Raw genomic sequence first — 24979 nt, 5'->3', positions numbered from 1 at the left:
GCGAATAGCCGCAAGGAGATAAAATAATGAAAGGTGATATCGGTGTAATTGGCCTAGCAGTAATGGGTCAGAACCTTATCCTAAACATGAACGACCACGGCTTCAAAGTTGTGGCTCATAACCGTACTGCTGCTAAAGTAGACGAGTTCCTAGAAGGCCCAGCTAAAGGTACTAACATTGTTGGTGCTTACTCTCTAGAAGAGCTAGTTGAGAAGCTAGAAGCGCCACGTAAAGTGATGCTTATGGTTCGTGCTGGTGACGTTGTAGACACGTTCATCGAAAATCTAATCCCACTTCTAGACGAAGGCGACATCATCATTGATGGTGGTAACACTAACTACCCAGACACTAACCGTCGAGTAGCGCATTGTCGTGAGAAAGGCATCCACTTCATCGGTACTGGTGTATCTGGTGGTGAAGAAGGTGCTCGTTTCGGTCCTTCAATCATGCCAGGTGGTGCGGCTGAAGCTTGGGAAGCGGTTAAGCCAATCTTCCAAGGTATCTCGGCAAAAACTGACGCTGGTGAGCCTTGCTGTGACTGGGTTGGTAACGACGGTGCTGGTCACTTCGTTAAGATGGTACACAACGGCATCGAATACGGTGACATGCAGCTTATCACTGAAGCATACCAGTTCATGAAAGATGGCCTAGGTATGTCTGCTGACGAGATGCAAGCAGTATTCGCTGACTGGAACAAGACTGAGCTAGACAGCTACCTAGTTGAAATCACTGCTGACATCCTTGGCTACAAAGATGAAGACGGTGAAGCGCTAGTTGAGAAGATCCTAGACACTGCAGGCCAAAAAGGTACGGGTAAGTGGACGGGTATCAACGCACTAGACCTAGGTATCCCACTAACACTGATCTCTGAGTCTGTATTCTCTCGTTGCCTGTCTGCTCTTAAAGACCAACGTGTTGAAGCTGAAGCTTTGTTTGAGAAGACAATCACTCCAGTTGAAGGCGACAAGCAAGAGTGGGTTGATGCACTACGTCAAGCTCTACTGGCTTCTAAGATCATCTCTTACGCTCAAGGTTTCATGCTAATGCGTGAAGCGTCGAACGAAAACGGCTGGGACCTAAACTACGGTAACGTAGCGCTAATGTGGCGTGGTGGGTGTATCATCCGTTCTGCATTCCTAGGCAACATACGTGATGCGTACGAAGCAAACCCAGACATCGCGTTCCTAGGTTCTGACGAGTACTTCAAAAACATCCTACAAGGCAGCCTAGTGGCATGGCGTAAAGTAGCAGCGAAATCTCTAGAGTCTGGTATCCCAATGCCATGTACGATTTCTGCGCTATCTTTCCTAGACGGTTACACAACTGCACGTCTACCAGCGAACCTGCTTCAAGCTCAACGTGACTACTTCGGTGCTCACACTTACGAGCGTACTGACCGTCCACGTGGTGAATTCTTCCACACAAACTGGACTGGTACAGGCGGCGATACTGCTTCTACAACTTACGACGTATAATCGTTAGTTAGAATCAGTTAAGAACCTTGTTGTTCTTATTAGCTGTAAACTAGAAAACAAAAGGATGCCAACTGGCATCCTTTTTTGTTGGTTCTGCAAGAGAGTCACAGACAGCAAATTTAATACAACCCGTTAAGCGAGTGCAGCTTGTGGACTTTGCATATCACTGTATTGCTCTCGTATCGACATGAAGTAATCAAGGTTTTGCTTCAGCGCAGAGACGCACTCTGGATCAAACATCAACCCTGTATGCGCTTCAATGTAGTCCATTACCTTAGATGCTGACCATGCGTGTTTGTAAGCTCGTTTACTCAGTAAAGCATCGAACACATCCGCTAGCGTTACAATTCTTGCCTCCAGTGGAATCGCTTCTCCAACGAGCGCATCTGGCAACCCTGAGCCATCAAACCGTTCATGATGGTGACGTACAATATTCTTGATGAACTGAACTTCTTCGCTACACATTGAGCTGTGGTGGGAAAGGGCAACCACGTCATCAATCATCTCTTCGCCATATATCGTGTGATTGTTCATGATGTTTCTTTCTTCTTCCGAAAAACGCTCAGTACTGAAGAGCACTTTGTCTGGGATTCGGTACTTCCCTATGTCGTGAAACGGGGCATACAAGCGAATGCGGTGAACGAATTGGTGGGTAATCTCATTGTTACTATGCGAAAGCGCACGTGCCAGCTGCTCCCTGTATTTACCCATGTGAATGAGGTGCTCTTTGGTTTCAGGATCACGTGCGTGCCCCATGTTTAGGGCGATTGCTAATGAGGACTGAAAATGTCTCTGGCGTTCGAAGAGTTGCACAAACAGGTTCGAAATCGCTTGGGTGAGGTAGGCGATGTCGCTTTGTATTGTCTGCTTAGCAAAAAAGTCAGTGCATGAGGCGTTGATGAAAACGAACCCAAGGTTACTCTCTTGGTAGTGGATTGGAGTGGTATAGCTACTTTGGTGACCAATCTCGAGTAGATGAGAGATTTGTTTAGTCGGATTCATCAAAGAGAGGTCATCAACAATTCTTGTTTCCAATGATTCAGCCAGACGACTCAACGCAGAGTTGGGTTTGATCTCCTGTTCGATGTAATGATGCTTGGCGTTTTGGCACAGTGAATCCGATACAAAATAATTCGATGCTTTATTTTCACTGCACAGCACCACGGATAGCCGAGATAATATGGGGTAGTGTTCACGAGCTAGCTGGAAGAGAGCATCGACTATGGCGACGATGTCTTTGTCTTGGGCCGCTGCTCTACTGAAATGGGAGTAGTCAAACATGTGGCAAGCCAACCTTTAATTATAATTATGCCACTGTTTAATCGGGTTTTTTACCGTTTCGATATTCAATAAAACCATAGCACTGTGTTATTAAAATGTAATACTGCGTACTGAAAAACTTTAATGTCATCACTAAATATATGGCTTTTGCATACGGTTACCGTAGGTTTTGTTAAGTTAAACCAGTCTCATAATCTTTAAGGGGAAATTTTGTTCACAGAATGTCTTAGTCTGTATAGCGAGCTAAGGTAGGGTGTTAAGTGACCAATTCGAAATTAATTTCAAAGATAAATAGGATAACGAGTATGCTTTATGCCATCATAAAGGCATAAATAAGGGCAATGGATGTAATGCCCAAGTGATTGAGCTAGAAATGGTCAGTGATGACGGTGTTCTAGAGTAAATTCAAGGCCTTTAGTTGCCTTGAAAAAGGTAATGTTATGACTGAAGAAGAAAGAATCGAACTGCAACAAAATAACCCGCTACACGGCTTAAAGCTTGAAACCATGATCACTGAATTAGTGGATCATTATGGTTGGGAAATTTTAGATGCGGCAATGCGTATGAACTGCTTTAACACTAAGCCTACAGTGGCAAGCGCAGTTAAATACCTGAAGAAAACCGAATGGGCTCGTGAGAAGGTTGAAAACTTCTACCTTTACCGTTTCAAGCGCATGCCTAAAGCATCGGACATCGAATACCAGATGCCTCCGCGTTCACGTACATTCCGCCATGGGCTAGAGCCTCGTGAGCCAATGGAACTAACGGTTGAGTCTATCCACGCTTCTCAAGCTAAAGCTGCGTCTGCATTTAAAGAGCGCCGCGGCGGTAACGGTCGTAACTTCCGTCGTTAACAAGAAGGCGTCGTTAACAAGAAGACGTCGCTAGAAAGAACCGTCGCTAAATAAGGCGTCGGCGATTAGCACGGCTAATTAGATAAGCGAAAAACACAAAAGGAGCCTATGAGCTCCTTTTTTAATTCGTTCGATTAAACCGTAATTGGCTAAGCTTCGCGGTTCTTTCTTTGATTCTTCCAAAGATCGGTGACATAAACGATCGCACTGACCAGTAAGAATAGCGCTGACACAGAAAACAGAGCGGGCATTTTTAAGATCCACGCGAATGTGGCAGCAAGAAAAGCGACAAAGCAAATGAGTCGACTTGATGACATGACATGACCGAGTTTAGTGTTCATAACGCCTCCTAATGAAGTCTCACTTTCGACAGGAGAATTATCCTACCTTTGGCAAAATAAAGGCTAAAAAACAGTCTAAATTGTTATCAAATTTGCTAATTGAAGGACTCGTCTCACACATTTTGGCTTGGCTATTTTATAAGTAATAAAATAGCCAAATCGGTATGAGCAGGGTGGAGTCTTTTGGCTTTATCTTTTCAGTTGCAAGTCTAATTAAACCGAACGTCTAATTAGCATAGAAAAAGTAAGCGGTGATCAAAAAGCTCGCGATGATCACTGTGGTTCGAACATAGTGTTGAGGGATGCGGCGAGAGATTTTTGCTGAATAATAACCACCAACCAATGTACCCAATAATACAGCCATGCCAGACGGCCAATCAATCGAACCATTGACGATAAAAAATACGATCGCTGCGAGGGAAGCACACGCGGACACGAGCAGTTTGATGCCATTCATCACGTTGATGTTGGTGTAACCAGCCAGCGCCAAGTAGCTCAATGTCACAATGCCTAAGCCTGCATTAAAATAACCACCATAAACACACACGATCAAAAGCAATACAGCGGAAAAGAACGCCCCTGCGCTGGTGGCGTGCTTATGTTTAGCGGTTACTTTCTTTAGCCATTTGTTGAGAGTGCCACCAAAGGTAAAAAGCAGAGCGGCGAACAGTAATAACCAAGGTACGGATTGGGTAAATAGCGCTTCTGGTGTGTGTAGTAGTAAAAATGCACCAATGCCGCCGCCAATTACGCATAGCCCAACAACGAGCTTGAGTTGTTTGGTACCAGATTGAATTTCGTGGCGCAGTGCGTAAGCACCACTGATGTAACCAGCGCATGAAGCAAAGGTGTTGGTCGCGTTGGCTGCTATTGGTGGAACGCCAGCAAATAACAAAGCAGGGAAAGTGATGAAGCTGCCGCCACCCGCAATGGAGTTAAGCACACCGCCAACCACCCCTGATAAGAATAGAATCAACCAATCCATAGTTTTAGAATCCAATACGTTAACTAACTGGTTACCTTACTTGAATTTGTTATGAATATCAGCGCCATGTGTGTTGTAAAGATAGGTTTGTGAGTTTGCTACCATCTTTAACCGCTGGTTTTAATTGAGGCTTTAAATGAAAAAAGGAGCCAATGGCTCCTTTCGTTGAGGTTTAGTTGATTCGATAAAGCTTTACACTTCTACTGGCTTCGCTCTAAAACTCTTAAATAGTTTCACTAGAATCGGGCTAGACAGCACCAATACCGCCAGAATAGTGAAGGTCATCGTAATAGGGCGTTCCCATAAGAAGTTCAACTCACCATCGCTGATCATCAATGCTCGTCTTAAGTTCTCTTCCATCAAGCCGCCCAATATGAAGCCTAACAGTAATGGTGCCAATGGGAAGTTGGCTAGCCTTAATGCTATCGCAGCCATCGCTACCAGTAGCATCACAAATACGTCCATCGTGTTGAATGACACCAAGTACACGCCAGTGATTGAGAAGAAGATAATCATTGGCAGTAGAACCGTTCTAGGTACCGCTAGCAGTTTAGAGATATATGGGATCAACGGTAGGTTTAAGATAACCAGCACGATGTTGCCAAAGTACATCGAGATAATCACCGACCAAAATACGTCTGGGTGTTCAACGAACAAGCGAGGACCAGGCTGAATACCGTAGGCAATCAATGCACCAAGCATAATCGCAGTTGTACCAGAGCCCGGAATACCCAGCGTTAGTAGCGGAACGAATGAACCACTTGAAGCGGCGTTGTTTGCTGATTCAGGAGCAACAAGACCACGGATACTGCCTTTACCGAACTCTTTCTGCTTGTCTTTTGGCGCGAGGCTACGCTCCATACCGTAGCTTAGGAATGCCGCAATAGTGGCACCTGCGCCCGGTAGAACACCGGTAAAGAAACCGAGAATAGAAGATCGAATTGAAACTGGTGCCACTTCTTTGAACTCTTCTTTGGTGACCTTCATGCTACCAATATCCGACATCTTTTGGCTTTCTTCCGCGCTGGTGTCTTGCTCTGGTTTTAGAATACCCATCAAGGTTTCACCCAGTGCGAATGTTGCCATCGCTAATAATAGGAAGCTAAAGCCATCCATCAGATCCGTAAGGCCAAAAGTGAACCGTTCAACGCCAACACCTTTGTCGATACCTACAGTTGATAGCATCAAACCAAGAATAGTCATCATCCATGCCTTGATTACCTGACCTGGGCCCGCAAACGCCGCTACTGCCGATAAACCTAATAGCATCAACGCAAAGTAGTCTGAAGACTGGAAGCTCAATGACACGCTGGCTAAAGCCGGAGCCGCAATCAAAAGCATGATTGCCGAAAGTGTGCCACCAGTGAAAGAAGAGTAAGCCGCGAGTGCAAGTGCTTTACCCGCTTGGCCTTTTTGTGCCATCGGGTAGCCATCGAATGCGGTTACTACCGTTGAAGAACAACCTGGAGCGTTGATTAAGATGGATGACGTCGAGCCACCAAATACAGCGCCATAGTACACACCAGCCATCAAGATTAGGCCAGAAGAAGGGTCTAGGCCGTATGTAATCGGGATCATCAACGCGATTGCTGAAATTGGACCGAGTCCCGGTAGCATCCCAATAAAGGTACCAACAAAACAGCCAACAATTACCATCATGATGTTCATTGGCATCACGGCGGTCGAAAGTCCTTGTAAAATTCCGTCTAACATAATGTTATCCCTACCAAAGAGTGAAGATTAAACCCGGCTCTAGGTAGATATCTAAGCCTTGAGTTAATAAAAGAAAGAACGCGATAACGAAAGGAAACGACGCGCCAAATAAGACAGCTTTGCGGCGCTCACCCAGTAGGTAAAAGCCTGCAAGTAAGAAGAAGCTGGTTGCTAAAACAAAGCCAAGATAAGTCAGCCCAACACCGTACAGAGCCATTAACACCAAGAAGCCAATCAGCAGTTTCCAGTTCAGCGGCGTAGTGTCGCATGTAACTTTTTTATCCGGCTGTCCGGTTATAAGCAGGATCAACGAAAGGCCAATGCCGATAAACGTTAGCAGGATAGGTAAGGTTCTTGCTGTGAAGGGTTCGTACTCGTCACCGGGGAACAAAGGAATCAGCGTGGTTTGGTAGCCATAGCATAAACATGCAAGCATAAAGAGCATGGCTCCGATGCGATCCTTCGAAAGCAAAGATTCCTTACTCAGAAATTTGGTTGGTAAGTCCGACATATCCAACTCCATTTGGGGTGGTATAAAAAGTAAAAAAGCCGTACATGAGCGAGTCAATGAAATGTCTGGGATCACTAACCAAAGGTAAGCGAATTACGGTACTGGTTTATCAGCCACTTGCGTTTACAACGAATCGGCAAGCGTTAGTAATACGTCTACGAATAAACAAAGGAGTTTGAAGTTAACTCATGCACGGCGAAACAAGGAAAGAGTAAGAGGGCACATAGGCCCTCTATGGTTGTTGGTTATTTCAAGAAACCAAGCTCTCGCATTAGGTCGCCCATCTGTTTTTCTTGATCTTCTAGGAAGGCGTAAAAATCTTTGTCAGCTTTGTAGTTGTCGATCCAACCGTTACGGTCACGAACCACTTGCCACTCATCGGTTTTGTACATTTTGCCAAGCGCTACATTCCACTCGTCGATCTTCGCTTGGCTTGTGTTTGGAGCCGCGAAGAAGCCACGCCAGTTCGCAAATACAGTTTCATTGCCGTACTCAGTTAGTGTTGGGATATCTGGTGCCGCTTCAAGACGTTTTGGTGCCGTTACTGCCAGTACTTTTACTTGTCCAGATTTAGACATCTCTAGTACTTCACCAAGGCCCGTTGAAAGCAGCTGTGTTTCGCCAGAAAGCAGTGCCGCCATCGCTTTACCGCCAGCATCGTAGGCAATGTAACGTACTTTCTTCGCATCAAAACCTTCGCCTTTGAACGCTGCCGCTACTACAAGGTGGTCCATGCTGCCACGAGCTGAACCGCCAGCAATCTTCACTTTACGTGGGTTGGTTTCGAACTCTTTAACGACGTCTTCCCAAGTGTCGTACTTAGAATCCGCAGGAGCGACGATTGCGCCGTAATCGGCAATGGTTGCTGCTACCGGAGTTAGGTCACGGAAAGATTGAGGGAAGATACCTGTTAGTGAACGAACAACGATAGGCGTTGAGTTCACCATTAGCGTGTCTTCTTGGCGTTGTGCTGTTTCGATTAGGTGAGCAATCGCTTTACCGCCACCGCCACCAGACAGGTTTTGGAAAGAGACATTTTCTACGATGTCTGATTTCACCAATACATCACCCGTACCACGAGCTGTCATATCCCAACCACCACCAGCGCCGCCAGGGATTAGGAAGTGGATTTTTTCTACGTCAGCAGCAAAAGTGTTGAAAGAAAAGGTTGCTGCGATGATAGAAGCCGCAAGAGTAGGTTTCAGTGCCTTGAACATGGTTCACGTTCCTTATGTAGGGGATCTCTTCAATGGAGAGAAACTTATGTTTTATTTCCAGCTACTAAACAGATGAGTAGGATATTGCTTAGCAGATGAAGCTAAAGTTAACGGTGTGTTAATGAAATGTCTGTAATGCGGCGATATTGAGAATAAAGAACATTGGATTAATATTGTTCATAAAGTTCACGGTAACGTGTTTTTGTCCATTTACTGTTGAATGATATCTGGATTCTAAAATCGTAGTTATTGTCTCAGAATGATTGAATTCATTGACAAAGGTTGGATTTAACTAGCGTTTTCTACTCGAGTGCATTGGTTGTTGGTCTATATTGTTAGATGTGACTACGATAACTATTTCTGCAAAAGAGTCAGGTGTATAGAGGTGTTAGATTTTAGATGTGGAATAATGAGTTACTATAGTTGATATGCAACTTAAGCGGTATTGATTGCGCTAGGCTGTTAACTTTGGAGTTGGCGATTATTCAAGGATGAAATAATGGCATTAAAAAAAATTTCGTTACGCTTTACCGTTGGAACAATGTTCATACTCGCGACTGTGCTAACGGCTGTGGTTGCGGTCTCTCTTCAATACTACTTCAGTAAAAAAATGGCGACGGAGAATACTCTGTCAAAGTTGACGATGGTATCTCATGACCTGAGTGATTATATCGGCGCGATTGACTCTGACGCAGCCAACACCGCGCGTTTACTTGCTACAGTGAAACGATCTATCAGTAACAAAATATCGAAAGAAGAGTCGCGTAGTATTCTTTCTGAAGCCATTAAAGATAACCCTCTCTTTTATAGTATTTACATTGGCTCATCCGATGAAAATTTCTTCCAAATTATTAACCTAGAATCTGCCCCTGTCGTTAGAGAAAAAATAGGAGCACAACAAACGGATCGTTGGGTTGTGGTTGAGATTCAAAATATAGGGCAGGAGCGAGTCCGGACAACGAAATACTTTGACCAAGAGTTTTCCCTCAGAAGCTCAACTACGGAGCAGAGCAACTACTTTCCAACGACCAGGCCTTGGTATGTTGCTGCCAATGTTCTGTCGGTCGAAAAAACTCAGCCATATCTTTTTCAGCATTTACAAATTACCGGACAAACTTATTCTTTAGCGTTTGAGTCGAAAATCGAATCTGAAATTCAACATGTGATTGGTATTGATATTGTGCTGTCTTCTTTGGCTAACAAATTATCAGGTACGGCGCTTGGATTAGCAGAAGATAGTAAGGTTGAGTCTTTCTTATATTCGAAATCGGGTAACATTATTGCGTCTAACCTCAAGGTTAATAATCAGGAATCGGAGTTTGATGTATCAAAACTGATGCTATCATCTGAGCAAAAAGCCTTGGTTAATGATACTCCTCCGCTTTTAGTGTCTAATCAAAATGATTGGGGGCCGATGGACTTTTCAGTGGCGGGAAGACCAGACGGCTATGCGATAGACCTTCTCAAAATGATTGGTGGTATGACTGGGATCAGGTTTGAATTTGTGAATGGTTTTTCTTGGGGAGAGCTTGTTAATAAGTTTCAAGAAGGAACTATAGATGGGCTGCAATCGGTGCAAAATTATAAAAATAATGGCATAACCGGCCTCTACACCACTCCAATCTATGATTTACCGTTTGCTATCGTGACCAGAGAAGACGCGAAGATTATTACTAATTATGCCGAGCTTGAGGATAAAAAAGTGGCCATTTTATCTGGGTGGTCAATTATTCCTAAGCTAAGGGAAGGCTTTCCGAATATTGATTTAGTTGAGTTTGAAAACCTAGAGTCCGCACTTGATTCAATTGAAAGCGGAGAGAACTTTGCATTCTTAGACGCTGAACCCGTACTCTCGTTTGCATTAGATAGGTTTTTCCAACCAGGCCTTGTTGTAAATGGGGCTCTAGAAGATCTAAAACAGAACTACTCAAATCAATTCCATTTGGTGTTGCAGAGCAAGCATAAGCAATTGCTTCCAATTATTGACAAAGCTATCGGCAGGTTAAGTGATGAACAACTTGATACCTTAGCGAAAAAGTGGCTCCATGATACCGGCTTTAATACGAATACGACGGTTCCTTATATTGAACTTTATGATTTGACTAAGGAAGCAACGGTTGAAGGCAGTATGGTAAGGGTAGAGTTGAATGGCGAGATCAAGCATCTCTATTTAAAGAAAATAGACACGGGCGAACACTACTCTGAATATTTTGCGGTATTGATTCCCGAATCTGAAATCTTCAGTACAGTCAATAAACGTCTAGCAACCTCTGTTGGTGTAACGGTGTTACTGATGAGTTTGACGTTGCCTATTGCTTGGACTTTTGGTGCGCCGATAGTGCATCCAATTCGCCAATTAGAGGAAGAGACTCATAAGGTTAAGCTGCGTGATTATGACAACGTGACAATTCTTGATACTCGAATCAAAGAAGTGTGGGAATTATCTGTTGCCGTAAAAGATATGGCTATGGAGATTAAACGACATGAACAGATGCAAGAGGCGTTTGTTGAGTCGTTTATCAAGCTCATCGCTCAAGCGATCGATGATAAGTCCGCTTATACGGCAGGGCATTGTAATCGTGTACCAGAACTCGGCTTGATGTTGGCTGACGCGGCTGAACAATCACAATCTGAGCACTTCAAAGACTTTGAGTTTAAAAATGATGACGAACGCCGTGAGTTTAGAATTGCGGCTTGGCTTCATGATTGTGGCAAGATCACGACACCGGAACACATCGTCGATAAAGGTACGAAGCTAGAAGCGAACTACAACCGAATCCACGAGGTGAGAACTCGTTTTGAAGTACTTTGGCGTGATGCGGAAATCACTGCTTTGAGAAAACAACTTGAAGGTACTCTATCAACGCAACTGATAGCCGATGAGCTTGCGGCAACGAAACAGCAGCTACAAGATGACTTTGCCTTTATCGCGATATCAAACGTTGGTGGTGAGTTCATGAGTGACGACAAAGTTGCTCGCATTCGTTCGATAGCTGAGACGACTTGGATGCGTAACTTTGATGATCAACTTGGTCTATCACCGATAGAAGCCTTGAATCGAGAATCGAGTTCAAGTTTGCCAGCGACAGAGCTGCTGTTAAGTGATAAGCCTGAACATATAGTGAAAAGAGATAGGCCGTTAGAGTTTGACCCGAAACATCAAATCAAAATGGATGTGCCGGAGCATCTATACAACTTAGGCGAAGTCTACAATCTGAGCATTGCACGTGGTACGTTAACTGCTGAAGACCGATTCAAGATAAATGAGCATATGCTTGGCACGATTAAGATGCTTGAGAATCTGCCATTCCCGAAAGAGCTAAGCCGTGTTCCTCGCTATGCTTCGACGCACCACGAAACACTCAAAGGCACGGGATATCCAAGGAAGTTGACTGGCGACGATCTTTCAATTCCAGAACGTATTCTGGTGATCTCCGATATTTTTGAGGCATTAACCGCTGCGGATAGGCCGTATAAGAAAGCGAAGCCAATCAGTGTTGCTGTCGACATCATGTACAAAATGGCGTTGGACGAGCATCTCGATATCGAACTGTTTAGATTGTTCTTAACCAGCGGTACTCACCTGCGTTATGCAGAAGAGTATCTCAAACCGGAACAAATTGATTTCGTTGATATCAACAAATACCTAGAAGTTACTCGTCAGATAGCTTGATTAAAGGTTGGCTTGTTAGAACGGGTTCGATGAATGAAAGGCGCACATGAGTGCGCCTTTTTTATATCTGTTTATCGGTGAGCTGGTGGATAGATACGAAGGGGGCTGCTTTTGACAAGTTTCGGCTATAAGTTGTCGACATATCGATTTCAAATGATTTTAGGGTAGATAGGGGGTTAGTGACTCTTACTCTGATTAAATCGATAAATAACAGATGGTTGAGTTGTTTGTAGTGTCCTTTTGGATTAGTTTTAATCGTCTATGAAAAATACTACCTTAGTCTAAATTGTCGACAATTGGCTTGATTGTCGACAATTCAATCGTGTATTTTATGTTCATGTTATGAAATTGTTGACAGTTAGGGTCGGCAATCAGAAGTGAGCAGCGTGAATATGAATACTGCGATAAAAGATCTCACCTTAAGTGCAAACACGAAAACACGTGTGAGCAACAAAGAAAACACCAAGTCGGAAAATCTGACAGAGTATCTCGTTGAGGCGATTGTTAACGGTGAATTAGCACCGGGCAGTAAGATCTCGGAGCCTGAACTGGCTAAACGCTTTGAGGTAAGCCGAGGCCCATTACGTGAAGCGATAATGCGTGTTGAAGGGCTTGGCTTGATTGAACGCATTCCTCATGTAGGGGCTCGAGTTATTACTTTTTCGGCAGACAAACTACTCGAGTTGTACGCGGTACGAGAGGCATTGGAAGGCATGGCGGCTCGCTTAGCAGCAAGACATATCACACAAGAAGAGCTTGTCGGGCTTGAAGGATTATTGTCGACACACTCAAAATACATCGATGAAGTCGAAGGTTCTTCTTACTTTCATCAACATGGGGATTTCGATTTCCATTACCGCATTATTAAAGCGAGTCGTAACAGCAAACTCATTTCGCTGCTGTGTGATGAGCTTTATCACCTATTACGCATGTACCGCTATCAATCGCCTAGGGCTCAGTCTCGGCCCAAAGAGGCGCTCGATGAACACAAATACATCCTACAAGCGATTCGCAACCGTGATGAAGAGCTAGCAGAAATGCTAATGCGAAGACACATCTCGGGAAGCCGATTACTTATAGAGCAACAAATTCAATCCAAAGATCTTGATTAATTGGCGACTGGTATTTGCTAGCGGTTCTTCGCTGGCGAGAGCTAAACATCAGTAGTCATAAAGATTAGAAATTAACAATTAACAGGGAGCGTCATTATGAAGTTATCAGCAGGAGCTAAGTTCCGACAAGCTGTGCAAGACAACGACCCATTGCAGATCGTCGGTACGGTGAATCCGTATTGCGCGATGATGGCAAAGAACTTAGGGCATCAGGCGATCTATTTGTCGGGTGGAGGTATCGCCAATGCGTCTTATGGTTTGCCTGATTTAGGTATTACGACATTGAACGATGTGTTGGTGGATGTTGAACGTATTACCAACGCGTGTGATCTGCCATTGCTGGTGGATATCGATACGGGATTTGGTGGCGCATTCAATATTGCACGTACCATTCGCGCTATGGAGAAGGCAGGCGCAGCTGCAATTCATATGGAAGATCAAGTGGCCCAGAAACGCTGTGGTCATCGACCAAATAAAGCGATTGTGAGCCAGCAAGAGATGGTCGATAGAGTCAAAGCGGCAACCGATGCTAGAACCGATGAGAGCTTTGTGATTATGGCGCGTACGGATGCATTGGCGGTTGAAGGTATTGATAGTGCGATTGAACGAGCGATTGCGTGTGTTGAAGCGGGCGCTGACATGATTTTCCCTGAGGCGATGAATCAGCTAGACCAATACGTGAAGTTCTCGGCGGCGTTGAAATTAGCAACGGGTAAGCACGTGCCTATTCTTGCGAACATCACTGAGTTTGGCCAAACGCCACTCTACAACTGTAATGAGTTGGCCCAATCAAGTGTCGACATGGTGCTTTATCCATTGAGTGCGTTCCGTGCGATGAACAAAGCGGCGGAGAATGTTTACAAGCACTTGTTAGTTGAAGGCAATCAAGAAGCTCTGTTGGATTCAATGCAAACCCGTAAAGAGCTTTACGAACACCTGAATTACCACGACTACGAAAACAAGCTTGATCAGTTGTTTTCAAGTGAAGGGTAAACCAGTTTCAATTAATCAAAAATCAACTTAATCCAATAACGTGAAATGGTTAGTCGCCATATCCAGTACCGATCATAAAGATCATCGGACATATAAACAGGCAGCACCAAAGAGTGCAGGCGGCTAACACAGAAAAGGAGTTCACCATGTCTGTATCTTTGAGTGATAAAGCAGCTGTCGAAAAGGCTTCAACAGAAAACCAACAACAAAGCGAAAAACCCGAAATCAAACCAGCCAGCGCACCTGCAATCGGTGGTGCTGGTCTACGTGGCCAAAGTGCGGGAACCACCGCGCTATGTACCGTAGGCCAGTCAGGAACGGGTTTAACTTATCGTGGTTACGATATTACCGACCTTGCTAATCATGCTCAGTTCGAAGAAGTGGCGCATCTGCTACTAAGGGGTCACTTACCCAGTGAAAAAGAGTTAGACAATTACAAAACGTTGTTGATTGGTTTACGTGGCTTGCCTCAACCTTTGAAAGCAGCACTAGAGCTTATCCCTGCAGACGCTCATCCAATGGATGTGATGAGAACGGGTTGTTCAATGCTAGGTAATCTAGAGCAAGAGTCTGATTTTTCTGAGCAACTCCCCGCGACCGAACGAATGCTTGCGCTTTTCCCTGCGATTATTTGTTATTGGTACCGCTTTAGCCATGATGGCGTGCGCATTGACACTGAAGATCAAAGCGAAGCATGTCTGGGTGGTTACTTCTTGAAGATGCTAACGGACAAAGCACCGAGTGAACTGCATAAGAAGGTAATGCACTGTTCGCTAACGCTTTATGCCGAGCATGAATTTAATGCCTCTACTTTTGCGGCTCGGGTTTGTGCATCAACCCTGTCTGATATTCATTCGTGCGTTACAGCAGCAATTGGCACACTAAGAGGCCCGCTGCATGGTGGTGCGAATGAAGCGGCAATGGAAATGATCCAAGATTGGAAAACCGCTGATGAAGCAGAAACTAACATCATGCAGATGCTTGCTAACAAAGACAAAATCATGGGCTTCGGTCATGCGATTTATCGCGAAAGCGACCCACGAAATGCTCTAATCAAGCGCTGGTCAAAAGAGCTAGCTCAAGAGGTGGGAGATGAACAGCTTTACGCCGTTTCTGAGCGTGTTGAAGCGGTAATGAAGCGCGAGAAAGGACTGTTCTGTAATGCGGACTTTTTCCACGCCTCCGCTTACCACTTCATGGACATCCCAACCAAATTGTTTACTCCTATCTTCGTGATGAGCCGCCTTACGGGTTGGACGGCGCACGTGTTCGAACAGAGAGAAAATAATCGCATCATTCGTCCAAGTGCAGACTACACCGGCCCAGAGCATCAAGACTGGCTACCAATCTACTTACGTTAGTTCTCTATATCGAGCCGACTTATGTCTTGAGGTGACTTCCGTCTTCATATGACAAGGCCTCAAGAACCAACGAATAGAATTTAACAGATAATGGTGGATGTATGTCTGATGTGAAAGTTGAGAAAAACCAGAGCCTTGATGAAAATGCAAGCCTTGAAAATAGAAAGTACAGAAAGGTTCTACCGGGAACGGGCTTAGAATATTTCGACGCTTGCGAAGCGGTAGAAGCAATATCCCCGGGCGCTTATAAAACCTTGCCTTATACGTCGCGAGTGTTGGCAGAGCAATTAGTAAGACGCTGTGATCCTGAAACCCTTGAAGACAGCTTAAAACAGATCATTGAACGCAAGAGCGACTTAGATTTTCCTTGGTATCCTGCGCGAGTGGTGTGTCATGACATTCTAGGTCAGACCGCTTTAGTTGATTTAGCTGGCTTACGCGATGCGATTGCCGACCAAGGCGGAGACCCTGCCAAGGTGAACCCCGTTGTCGAAACTCAACTGATTGTTGATCACTCTTTGGCAGTGGAACATGCCGGGTTTGATAACGAAGCATTTGATAAAAACCGCGCGATTGAAGAGCGCAGAAACGAAGACCGTTTTCATTTTATTGAATGGTGTAAAACCGCGTTTAAAAACGTGAGTGTGATCCCAGCGGGTAACGGGATCATGCACCAGATTAACTTGGAGAAAATGTCTCCAGTTATTCAATCTAAAGAAGGCATCACGTTTCCTGATACTTGTGTTGGTACCGATAGCCATACACCGCACGTTGATGCTCTGGGCGTTATTGCGATTGGTGTGGGCGGCTTGGAAGCTGAGACAGTGATGCTCGGTCGTCCGTCGATGATGCGATTGCCTGATATTGTAGGCGTTAAACTGACGGGTCAACGACAAGAAGGGATAACTGCAACGGATATTGTGCTTGCGATTACTGAGTTCCTTCGCAATGAGAGAGTGGTCTCAAGCTATTTGGAATTCTTCGGTGAAGGGGCTCGTGCACTGACCATTGGTGACCGCGCAACCATCTCCAACATGACGCCAGAGTATGGTGCAACAGCCGGTATGTTTTACATCGATGAGCAGACCATACAATACCTAAAGCTGACAGGACGCGAGCCTGAACACGTTGAGTTAGTTGAGCTATACGCTAAGCAAACTGGCTTATGGGCCGATGATTTAGATTCCGCTCAATACGAACGTGTGCTTGAGTTTGATTTGTCTAAAGTTGAGCGCAACCTTGCAGGGCCATCCAATCCACATCGTCGTTTACCAACCAGTGAACTTGCCAAACAAGGCATCAGCCAAGCTTCTTGGAAAGAGCAACACGCTGAACAATATTCTGATGAACAAATGCCAGATGGTGCCGTGATCATTGCGGCGATTACTTCTTGTACCAATACCAGTAACCCAAGAAATGTCGTCGCCGCAGCATTGGTTGCGAAGAAGGCCAATCAGCTTGGATTAGTTCGTAAGCCATGGGTAAAAACGTCATTCGCGCCAGGCTCAAAAGTTGCCAAGCTTTATCTTGAGTCCGCCGGTTTGTTGCCTGAACTGGAAAAACTAGGCTTCGGTATCGTCGGTTATGCGTGCACAACCTGTAATGGAATGAGTGGTGCGTTGGATCCTAAAATTCAACAAGAGATCATCGACCGTGACCTATATTCAACCGCTGTGCTATCGGGGAATCGAAACTTCGATGGTCGAATTCACCCTTATGCCAAACAAGCGTTTTTAGCATCACCGCCATTGGTCGTCGCTTATGCCTTAGCTGGTACGATTCGCTTTGATATCGAAAAAGACAGCTTAGGTACAGACAGCAACGGAAAATCGATCTATTTAAGTGACTTGTGGCCGAGTGATGCAGAGATCGATGCAGTGGTCGGTGAACATGTTAAGCCTCAGCAATTCCAACAAATCTACGTGAAAATGTTCCAGCCAGACGAGGAACAGGTGACTACTGAACCGCTTTATGACTGGCGACCTCAAAGTACCTATATTCGCAGACCACCTTATTGGGAAGGAGCTCTGGCGGGAGAGCGAAGCCTATCTGGTATGAGACCTTTAGCGATTTTGGGTGACAACATCACCACAGATCACTTATCCCCTTCAAATGCGATTCTCGCTTCGAGCGCTGCGGGGGAATACCTCACCAAAATGGAAGTGCCGGAAGAGGACTTTAACTCTTACGCGACCCATCGAGGCGATCACTTAACCGCGCAACGAGCAACATTCGCCAACCCTAAGCTGTTTAACGAAATGGTGAAGGACGCTGGAGAAGTCGTGCAAGGTTCATTAGCAAGAGTTGAACCTGAAGGTCAAGTTACGCGAATGTGGGAAGCGATAGAAACCTACATGAATCGCAAGCAACCTTTGATTGTCGTTGCTGGCGCAGACTATGGGCAAGGCTCTTCACGGGACTGGGCAGCCAAAGGTGTGCGTTTAGCGGGTGTTGAAGTGATTGTTGCTGAAGGGTTTGAACGAATTCACAGAACCAACTTGGTTGGCATGGGCGTGTTGCCTCTGCAATTCAAAGCGGGGACCAATCGCAATACCTTAGAATTGGACGGTACCGAGCTTTACGACGTGTACGGCGACATTGAAGCAGGTTCAGACTTGGCTTTAGTGATCACTCGTAAAAGCGGTGAAAAGCTTGATGTGCCAGTAACCTGTCGATTAGATACCGCAGATGAAGTGAATGTGTATAGCGCTGGTGGTGTGTTGCAGCGTTTTGCCAAAGACTTTCTTTCACAGTAGGAGCTAGTTATGAACATCAAACAGATAAAAGTACCTGCTACCTACATGCGGGGCGGAACAAGCAAAGGCGTTTTTTTCAACTTAAGTGACTTACCTGAAGCTGCGCAAGTTGCCGGAGAAGCTCGAGACGCATTACTTCTGCGCGTGATTGGTAGTCCAGATCCTTATGGCAAACAAACCGATGGTATGGGTGGTGCAACATCCAGTACCAGTAAAACCGTGATTGTTTCGAAAAGTAGTAAAGCCGATCACGATGTTGACTACCTATTCGGCCAAGTTGCCATTGATAAGCCGTTTGTGGACTGGAGTGGTAACTGCGGCAATCTGTCTGCTGCAGTGGGCCCATTTGCTATTCATAGTGGCCTAGTCGACTCGAATCGTATTCCAGAAAACGGTGTGGTCGAGGTGCGAGTATGGCAAGTGAACATAGAGAAAACCATTATTGTTCATGTACCTATCGCTGGTGGCGAAGTTCAAGAGTTAGGTGATTTTGAACTCGACGGTGTGACTTTCCCCGCCGCTGAGATCCAAGTTGATTTCCTAGACCCCGCCGATGCGAGTGGCTCTATGTTCCCAACAGGGAATGTTGTCGATTTTTTAGATGTTCCCGATCTGGGTTGCATCAAAGCGACATACATTAATGCTGGGATACCCACCATTTTTGTTGATGCTGAATCGGTTGGTTACCAAGGCACTGAACTTCAATCAGATATCAATAGTGATACCAAAGCCTTGGCTCTGTTTGAATCCATACGAGCACATGGTGCAGTAGCGATGGGTCTTATTGATTCTTTAGAACAAGCAGAATCACGCCAACATACACCTAAAGTTGCGTTTGTTGCTAAGCCTCAAGCGTACCAAGCTTCCAGTGGAAAATCGGTTGCTGTCGAAGATACAGACCTTCTGGTGCGTGCTTTGTCTATGGGGCAACTGCATCATGCCATGATGGGTACGGCTGCGGTTGCTATTGCTTCAGCGGCAAGTGTTCCTGGCACCTTAGTGAACTTGGCAGCCGGTGAGGGAAGTCGTGATTTCGTGACCTTTGGACACCCGTCAGGAACCTTAAAGGTAGGTGCGAAAGCGCTGCAGGCCGAAAGTGGGTGGAAAATAGAGAGGGTGATTATGAGTCGTAGTGCCCGAGTGATCATGGAAGGTGCCATTCGTGTGCCTTTTCCCAAGTAAAGCGATTGTCGTGAACGGTTAAATGTTCACGAATACAACGCTGAGAAAAGAGTGCACCCAAGTGAAACTGTTAAAAGCTAGTCGCTTGGACTAATGGATAAATCATGGAGGAGGCACTATGTCTGCTACGAATCGAATGACTAGAAAAACAGATTACATCACCGAGTATCAATGGGCGAGGGAAGACCCAAATTCGTTTTGGGAAACACAATCACAAGCAATTGATTGGTTTGAGTCACCTAAAACGATATTACAAACTGACGATAACGGAATTGAGCGTTGGTTTCCTGATGGGGTGATGAACACCTGCTGGCTCGCGCTTGATTACCATTGTGAAAATGGGCGAGGTGACAATACCGCACTGATTTACGACTCTCCAGTTACAGGAACTCAATCCTCGTACACTTACAATCAATTGCGTAACCAAGTGGCTAAAGTCGCTGGTATGTTAGCCACGCAAGGCGTGACCAAAGGTGATCGTGTGGTGATCTACATGCCGATGATTCCTGAAGCGGCGATGGCAATGCTGGCTTGTGCTCGACTAGGCGCGGTGCATTCGGTGGTGTTTGGTGGGTTTGCTCCTCATGAGCTTGCCGTTCGTATCGAAGATGCTGAACCGAAGGTCTTGATTACTGCCTCCTGCGGTGTCGAGATAAATAAAGTCCTGCCATATAAGCCGATGGTTGATCGAGCGATCATGGACAGTCGTTGGAAGCCTGCGAAAGTGGTGGTATTCCAAAGAGAGCAGTCTCTAGCCGAATTGAACAATGAACGCGATGTACTTTGGCAGCAAGCTGTTGAGGATGCTTTGCCTCACGTATGTGTGCCTGTTCTAGCGACTGACCCACTATATATCTTGTATACATCAGGGACGACGGGTAAGCCAAAAGGCGTGGTGCGCGATAATGGTGGTCATGCGGTCGCGATGAAATACTCGATGAGCACTATCTACGATATGCCGCAAGATGGTGTGTTTTGGGCGGCTTCTGATGTCGGCTGGGTAGTGGGGCATTCCTATATTGTGTATGCGCCATTGATTCATGGTTGCACAACCATCTTGTTTGAAGGAAAGCCAGTTAGAACGCCAGATCCGGGGGCATTCTGGCGTGTGTGTGAAGAGTACAACGTCGATGTGTTATTTTCTGCGCCAACGGCATTTAGAGCTATCAAGAAAGAAGATCCTGAAGGCGAGTTACTCACCAAGTATGACTTATCATCGCTCAAGTCGATTTTCATGGCAGGAGAGCGTTTAGACCCACCAACGTTGGACTGGGTTGAATCTCAGACGAATAAACCAGTTATCGACCATTGGTGGCAAACTGAGACTGGTTGGGCTATCTCAGCTAATCCTACAGGACTTGAGTCTTTACCTGTGAAAGCGGGTTCTTCAACTAAACCTGTGCCGGGTTATCAAGTGGAGATCCTCAATGAGTTAGGCGAGCCTGCACAAGCTAACCAACAAGGTTTCGTGGCACTAAAACGACCACTTCCACCTGGTTGCTTACCGACGGTATGGCGTAACCACGATAGGTTTGAATCGGGTTATTTAAGCCAATTCCCAGGGTATTACGTCTCGGGGGATGGCGGTTACCTTGATGAAGACGGCTATCTATTTATCATGGGCCGTATCGACGATGTGATAAATGTGGCGGGGCACCGTCTGTCGACGGGAGAAATGGAAGAGATCGTGGGTGGTCACCCAGCCATTGCAGAATGCGCGGTAGTCGGTATTCACGATGACTTAAAAGGACAACTTCCTTTAGGTCTAGTTGTGTTAAAAGATGGCGTAAAAGTCGATGGCATTGAGTTGCAAAGGGAATTGGTTGGCAAGGTTCGTAATGAGATCGGCGCGGTAGCTTGTTTTAAGCAAGCCTTGGTTGTTGAGAGGTTACCTAAGACACGCTCAGGTAAGATCTTACGTAGAACGATCCGGCAGATCGCAGAAGGTGAACAATATGTGGTGCCTTCAACTATTGACGACCCTACCAGCTTAACTGAAATTGCTGAAAAGCTCGGCAAATAGACGTCGCAGTTTAGGTAATCTCACCTTCGGCTTGTTGATTTATACATAATCCGGCGTGATGGTTTACCTAAACTCTACTTTATTCATCCGCTTATCCATTGCGTTTACTATGACTTCATTATGAATCCCACATATTGAGGTCTTTTTATGCGAGCTTACTTTTTGTTGATTGCTTTATTGGTCAGTGGTGCTGCTAGTGCCAGTATTTCAAAGGATGAAGCGAGTAGAGCGTTGTTAGAACCTTTGAGTCATCCCAAGGTATTTAAATGTGTATCAAAGACTGGCGTCGATCTCTATCAAGCGGTTTTTGATATTGGTGTGGGATATGAAGCCGACCCTATTAACTCGAAGATGATCGTTAATTCAAGGAAAGGCCGCTACGAATATCAAATCTTAGGCGCAGTAAGGTCTGAAAGAGCTGGTGAAATTGTTGTGTTGACTCGCCATGTGGGAGACGGTGTTAAAGTTGCGGCTATGATTGATGACGAAAATGGCAAGATACTGGGGATCGGCGATAAAAATCATTATCGAGATTGTGGTGTTAGGCCTCCACCTAGCGTAGCAAACATGCAAAACTTTTGGTCTAAAGGCTAAGAGATATGTGAAAGGCAAGAATTATAGAGAAAGCGCGATTGAGGCGACCTTATTGGTCGCCTTTTTTGTTTGTCAGGCTAAGGCGAGCTCAAAGATATATATCAATAAGCACTTATGCGATGGTTGAATGATACATAACTGAACATGATGTATCGTCTAAACGTGGCTTTATTTATTTCATTAACGGCTGTGCTTAAGATGGCTCTACTCCAAACGAAGAACTAAGCGAGACTCCTATGAAATTCACTAAACCTTTTCTTTTAGCGACACTGATTGTGACTCTTTCTGGTTGCGCATCACCAGCAATGGATAACGAAAATGAGAATGCCGCACGTAATCGTGGTGCGGTAGGTGGTGCTTTATTAGGAGCAACAGCCGGCGCTCTAACTGGAGATGCGAGTTTAGCCGTTAAGGGCGCTGCATTAGGTGGTGTGACCGGTGGTGTTGCGGGTTCAATGAAAGATACGGACGATGCAAGAAACGCACAACGAACCCAAGTTACTGCTGATGGTCTAGCGCAAGACAATCGCACTGATGCAGAAAAGCGAGTTGCGGAAGTAGAGGCGGAAATTAAGCTTATTGAACTGGAACAACAGCTTGCTGATCTCAAAGAAGAGAAAGAAGATAACGGTGCATAAAGCTATAGCTACTGTAAAAACCACAGCTACAACAAAAGCCATAGCTTCGATATTCGTTTAATTCAAAATCATTCAAACAGAATGGCCACGTAATGTGGCCGTTTTTGTATCTAAAATACACACTTCAAACAATGAATTAATTCAATAACTTGTATAGATACTCACGCCAAGTAAACTAGACTCAGTTTAGATATTAATTTGGTTTGAGAAGCGCAATAGTCATGAATGTCACCTTAAGGGCCGCAAAGCACGCGGATTTAGAACAACTTAACGAGTTAATGTTCGATCTCCACCATCACCACCACCTTGCTAGCCCAGAGCACTTTAAAACGGCAGAAGAGATTGAGCAGGAAAAAAGCATTGCACGATACTTGGATGACCCTGAATGTTTGGTTTATGTGGCATTAAAAGGAGAGCTCATTGTTGGCTTTATCTCTGGGCATTTTTGTGAGCTTATCTCAACGGTCAGCAAACCAGTGCCGATGGGAAGTGTCGATGAACTGTTTGTCTTGCCTGATTATCGAAAAGAATCGATTGCTGAAAAGTTGTTTAACAAAGTTGAAAGTACTTTTGATGATTATGGGGTTGAACAAGTCTTTGTAGAAGTTTGGGACTTTAACTCGCCTGCCAAGGACTTCTATCAAAAAATGGGGTTCACACCTCACATTCAATGGATGAGGAAGGCTTTGCACAAAACGTAGACAGCGATTTTGTGTGGCTTTGATTACAATAGTTCAACTGCAACAGCAGTCTTCAATATTCTTCTATTATTTTTTAGGTAAACTCGTTGGTTATTCGATATTTATTAGTTTTCATACTGTCTCTTTTGAGTACTACTTCCGCTTGGGCAAACGACACTTTGCCCGATCATATCGCGGGCGCCTTGTGTGTAGTACGTGCTGATAACCAAATCGTGTTGGTTGATGAGTTGATCACCGGTCAATTGTCTCTACCGGGAGGCACTGTTGTTTCAGGTGAGCCGCCAGCCGTCGCGGCGCAACGTGAAACGTGGGAAGAGGCTGGTTTGTCGGTAACGGTCGGTGATGTGCTAGGTTATACCGACAGTGCCGTCGTGTTTGATTGTATTTCTGACTCTGAAGTGATCAGTTACAAGGCTCGAAATGAGTTAGGTGGCTTTGAGCTGCCGATTTGGTTTGCTCCTCATTATGGCGTGGAAGTCAGCCGAGCGATGTTACTTCCTCCTACTGAATTGCAAGATCACCAATACCGCTACCCAGAACAGTGGTCTGAGATTAACGAGCTGTTTTTATCTGCGACAGATCAACCGGTGACGTATGTGACTGAGCTGGTGGGCGCGGCACCCAAAGTCCATCAAGTTGAATTAAATTGGATTGTGTCACTTCAAAACACGTTCGATAAGATGCCAAGCGTATTTGCGAATACTGTGCTTTTGACTGACTTGTTGGCCAAGCCATGGATTTTCATTGTGATATTGCCGTTAATTGCTTGGTACTTTGGCCGTAACTTCGCGTTGAAGTTTGGCTTCACTTTGATCTCGGTGACACTACTTACTTTAATCGCGCACCAAGGTTTTGGTTTTCCACGTCCACACGCTTACTTGCCAACATTGAAACTGGTGATGAGCAGTGGGTATAGTTTTCCAAGTCTGTTGGCTGCCTTGTGGGTCAGTTTAACCTTGTTAGTCTTTTGGAAACTAAAGCGCCTCTTGGAGCAAAAAGCCATTCTGGTAGTGCTCGCTGGCCTGCTGTGGATCATGCTATTTAAGTCTTATTCAGGTAGTGCGTTTTTTAGTGATGTATTAATGGGTGGCGTATTAGGCGCTTTAACGACGTGGCATATCGTGAGATTAGACGCGAAACCGGATGTTGATATTAGCGCCTTATTGAGTTCTAAAGGTGTTTGGTGGGCATTGTGCTTACTGTCGATTGTTCTGACGGTGATATGGCCACTGCCAACATTCTCATACTGGGTGGCGATTTTGATGACGATTGCATGCCTAGTGACGTTAACAGACTCGAAACCTTTGGTTGGTCAGTTCTCATTCAAGATCGTTCTTGGAGTGATGGCGATGTTGTTAGCGGGAAATCTGCTGATTAGCTGGGCTGGAAGCTTTGTCTCTTTCAGCGGTATTGCTTCATTTATTGTTGAAACGTTACGTTTCCCAATCTTGATTCTGTTTGGTGTGGTGGCATTTCGTCTGCCATGGAAAAGAGAGTAAGCGACTCGACTAACACAAAATCAAAAAGGCTGTGCAGTGCACAGCCTTTGTCATTGTGCGCCGAGCATGG

General features: G+C 45.2%; 19 protein-coding genes. 13 read left to right on the top strand and 6 right to left on the bottom strand.

Annotated elements, in window-relative coordinates; translation table 11 throughout:
* The first annotated feature begins 26 nt into the window (after window positions 1-26).
* On the top strand, window positions 27-1475 hold the full coding sequence (gene gnd, locus AB4371_RS13770; RefSeq protein WP_017059712.1) for a decarboxylating NADP(+)-dependent phosphogluconate dehydrogenase: 1449 nt from the start codon (window positions 27-29) through the stop codon (window positions 1473-1475).
* Between the two features lie 132 nt (window positions 1476-1607).
* Here the strand turns inward: gnd and AB4371_RS13765 are convergent, their stop codons facing one another.
* On the bottom strand, window positions 1608-2768 hold the full coding sequence (locus tag AB4371_RS13765) for an HD-GYP domain-containing protein (RefSeq protein ID WP_372150116.1): 1161 nt from the start codon (window positions 2766-2768) through the stop codon (window positions 1608-1610).
* A gap of 428 nt (window positions 2769-3196) precedes the next feature.
* On the opposite strand from AB4371_RS13765, the gene AB4371_RS13760 reads away from it, so the two are divergent.
* Window positions 3197-3610, top strand: coding sequence for a VF530 family DNA-binding protein (locus tag AB4371_RS13760; protein ID WP_010438513.1), 414 nt, complete (start codon window positions 3197-3199; stop codon window positions 3608-3610).
* 149 nt (window positions 3611-3759) lie between these two features.
* Here AB4371_RS13760 and AB4371_RS13755 read toward each other — a convergent pair whose 3' ends face one another.
* From AB4371_RS13755 to AB4371_RS13735, 5 genes are all read right to left on the bottom strand, one after another.
* A complete protein-coding gene (locus tag AB4371_RS13755) occupies window positions 3760-3951 on the bottom strand; it encodes a hypothetical protein (RefSeq protein ID WP_017059711.1) in 192 nt (63 codons plus the stop codon).
* 226 nt (window positions 3952-4177) lie between these two features.
* Window positions 4178-4936, bottom strand: a complete 759-nt coding sequence (locus AB4371_RS13750) for a sulfite exporter TauE/SafE family protein (protein ID WP_102333369.1) — start codon at window positions 4934-4936, stop codon at window positions 4178-4180.
* Window positions 4937-5128: 192 nt separating this feature from the next.
* Entirely contained in the window at window positions 5129-6649 is a 1521-nt protein-coding gene (locus AB4371_RS13745) for a tripartite tricarboxylate transporter permease (protein ID WP_012603793.1), read from the bottom strand.
* Between the two features lie 10 nt (window positions 6650-6659).
* Window positions 6660-7160 carry a tripartite tricarboxylate transporter TctB family protein gene (locus tag AB4371_RS13740; RefSeq protein ID WP_004733594.1) on the bottom strand — a complete coding sequence of 167 codons (501 nt, stop codon included), beginning with the start codon at window positions 7158-7160 and terminating at the stop codon, window positions 6660-6662.
* Between the two features lie 245 nt (window positions 7161-7405).
* On the bottom strand, window positions 7406-8377 hold the full coding sequence (locus AB4371_RS13735; RefSeq protein WP_102393492.1) for a tripartite tricarboxylate transporter substrate binding protein: 972 nt from the start codon (window positions 8375-8377) through the stop codon (window positions 7406-7408).
* Between the two features lie 499 nt (window positions 8378-8876).
* Between AB4371_RS13735 and AB4371_RS13730 the strand changes: the two genes are divergently transcribed.
* From AB4371_RS13730 to AB4371_RS13680, 11 genes are all read left to right on the top strand, one after another.
* A complete protein-coding gene (locus AB4371_RS13730; protein ID WP_372150113.1) occupies window positions 8877-12050 on the top strand; it encodes an HD domain-containing phosphohydrolase in 3174 nt (1057 codons plus the stop codon).
* A 392-nt stretch (window positions 12051-12442) separates the two neighbouring features.
* Window positions 12443-13162: a GntR family transcriptional regulator gene (locus tag AB4371_RS13725; protein ID WP_102393494.1), complete on the top strand. Its 720-nt coding sequence runs from the start codon at window positions 12443-12445 to the stop codon at window positions 13160-13162.
* A gap of 96 nt (window positions 13163-13258) precedes the next feature.
* Window positions 13259-14155 carry a methylisocitrate lyase gene (gene prpB, locus AB4371_RS13720; RefSeq protein ID WP_065204711.1) on the top strand — a complete coding sequence of 299 codons (897 nt, stop codon included), beginning with the start codon at window positions 13259-13261 and terminating at the stop codon, window positions 14153-14155.
* A gap of 146 nt (window positions 14156-14301) precedes the next feature.
* Window positions 14302-15516 (top strand): 2-methylcitrate synthase, encoded by a 1215-nt coding sequence (gene prpC, locus AB4371_RS13715; protein ID WP_372150110.1) that lies wholly within the window; start codon window positions 14302-14304, stop codon window positions 15514-15516.
* A 101-nt stretch (window positions 15517-15617) separates the two neighbouring features.
* A complete protein-coding gene (gene acnD / locus AB4371_RS13710; protein WP_372150108.1) occupies window positions 15618-18272 on the top strand; it encodes a Fe/S-dependent 2-methylisocitrate dehydratase AcnD in 2655 nt (884 codons plus the stop codon).
* Window positions 18273-18281: 9 nt separating this feature from the next.
* A complete protein-coding gene (gene prpF, locus AB4371_RS13705; protein ID WP_372130446.1) occupies window positions 18282-19454 on the top strand; it encodes a 2-methylaconitate cis-trans isomerase PrpF in 1173 nt (390 codons plus the stop codon).
* Between the two features lie 118 nt (window positions 19455-19572).
* Window positions 19573-21477 carry a propionyl-CoA synthetase gene (locus tag AB4371_RS13700; protein ID WP_372150105.1) on the top strand — a complete coding sequence of 635 codons (1905 nt, stop codon included), beginning with the start codon at window positions 19573-19575 and terminating at the stop codon, window positions 21475-21477.
* 147 nt (window positions 21478-21624) lie between these two features.
* Window positions 21625-22071 carry a hypothetical protein gene (locus AB4371_RS13695; protein WP_050648228.1) on the top strand — a complete coding sequence of 149 codons (447 nt, stop codon included), beginning with the start codon at window positions 21625-21627 and terminating at the stop codon, window positions 22069-22071.
* 236 nt (window positions 22072-22307) lie between these two features.
* Entirely contained in the window at window positions 22308-22709 is a 402-nt protein-coding gene (locus tag AB4371_RS13690; RefSeq protein ID WP_017062298.1) for a glycine zipper domain-containing protein, read from the top strand.
* Between the two features lie 221 nt (window positions 22710-22930).
* Window positions 22931-23410: a GNAT family N-acetyltransferase gene (locus AB4371_RS13685; RefSeq protein ID WP_009846623.1), complete on the top strand. Its 480-nt coding sequence runs from the start codon at window positions 22931-22933 to the stop codon at window positions 23408-23410.
* Between the two features lie 86 nt (window positions 23411-23496).
* The gene (locus tag AB4371_RS13680) at window positions 23497-24909 is read left to right on the top strand and encodes an NUDIX domain-containing protein (protein WP_372130448.1); all 1413 of its coding nucleotides are present in this window, start codon (window positions 23497-23499) and stop codon (window positions 24907-24909) included.
* Window positions 24910-24979 lie beyond the last annotated feature (70 nt).

This window comes from Vibrio sp. 10N.261.51.A3 (assembly GCF_041471965.1).
Taxonomy (GTDB): domain Bacteria; phylum Pseudomonadota; class Gammaproteobacteria; order Enterobacterales; family Vibrionaceae; genus Vibrio; species Vibrio crassostreae_C.
Note: the sequence above shows the minus strand (reverse complement) of the source record. Positions and strands in the feature narration are given on the sequence as shown.

Coding starts and splice junctions, on each gene's coding strand:
- gnd (WP_017059712.1), top strand. CDS start 27: ATGAAAGGTGATATCGGTGTAATTGGCCTAGCAGTAATGGGTCAGAAC.
- AB4371_RS13760 (WP_010438513.1), top strand. CDS start 3,197: ATGACTGAAGAAGAAAGAATCGAACTGCAACAAAATAACCCGCTACAC.
- AB4371_RS13755 (WP_017059711.1), bottom strand. CDS start 3,951: ATGAACACTAAACTCGGTCATGTCATGTCATCAAGTCGACTCATTTGC.
- AB4371_RS13750 (WP_102333369.1), bottom strand. CDS start 4,936: ATGGATTGGTTGATTCTATTCTTATCAGGGGTGGTTGGCGGTGTGCTT.
- AB4371_RS13745 (WP_012603793.1), bottom strand. CDS start 6,649: ATGTTAGACGGAATTTTACAAGGACTTTCGACCGCCGTGATGCCAATG.
- AB4371_RS13740 (WP_004733594.1), bottom strand. CDS start 7,160: ATGTCGGACTTACCAACCAAATTTCTGAGTAAGGAATCTTTGCTTTCG.
- AB4371_RS13735 (WP_102393492.1), bottom strand. CDS start 8,377: ATGTTCAAGGCACTGAAACCTACTCTTGCGGCTTCTATCATCGCAGCA.
- AB4371_RS13730 (WP_372150113.1), top strand. CDS start 8,877: ATGGCATTAAAAAAAATTTCGTTACGCTTTACCGTTGGAACAATGTTC.
- AB4371_RS13725 (WP_102393494.1), top strand. CDS start 12,443: ATGAATACTGCGATAAAAGATCTCACCTTAAGTGCAAACACGAAAACA.
- prpB (WP_065204711.1), top strand. CDS start 13,259: ATGAAGTTATCAGCAGGAGCTAAGTTCCGACAAGCTGTGCAAGACAAC.
- prpC (WP_372150110.1), top strand. CDS start 14,302: ATGTCTGTATCTTTGAGTGATAAAGCAGCTGTCGAAAAGGCTTCAACA.
- acnD (WP_372150108.1), top strand. CDS start 15,618: ATGTCTGATGTGAAAGTTGAGAAAAACCAGAGCCTTGATGAAAATGCA.
- prpF (WP_372130446.1), top strand. CDS start 18,282: ATGAACATCAAACAGATAAAAGTACCTGCTACCTACATGCGGGGCGGA.
- AB4371_RS13700 (WP_372150105.1), top strand. CDS start 19,573: ATGTCTGCTACGAATCGAATGACTAGAAAAACAGATTACATCACCGAG.
- AB4371_RS13695 (WP_050648228.1), top strand. CDS start 21,625: ATGCGAGCTTACTTTTTGTTGATTGCTTTATTGGTCAGTGGTGCTGCT.
- AB4371_RS13690 (WP_017062298.1), top strand. CDS start 22,308: ATGAAATTCACTAAACCTTTTCTTTTAGCGACACTGATTGTGACTCTT.
- AB4371_RS13685 (WP_009846623.1), top strand. CDS start 22,931: ATGAATGTCACCTTAAGGGCCGCAAAGCACGCGGATTTAGAACAACTT.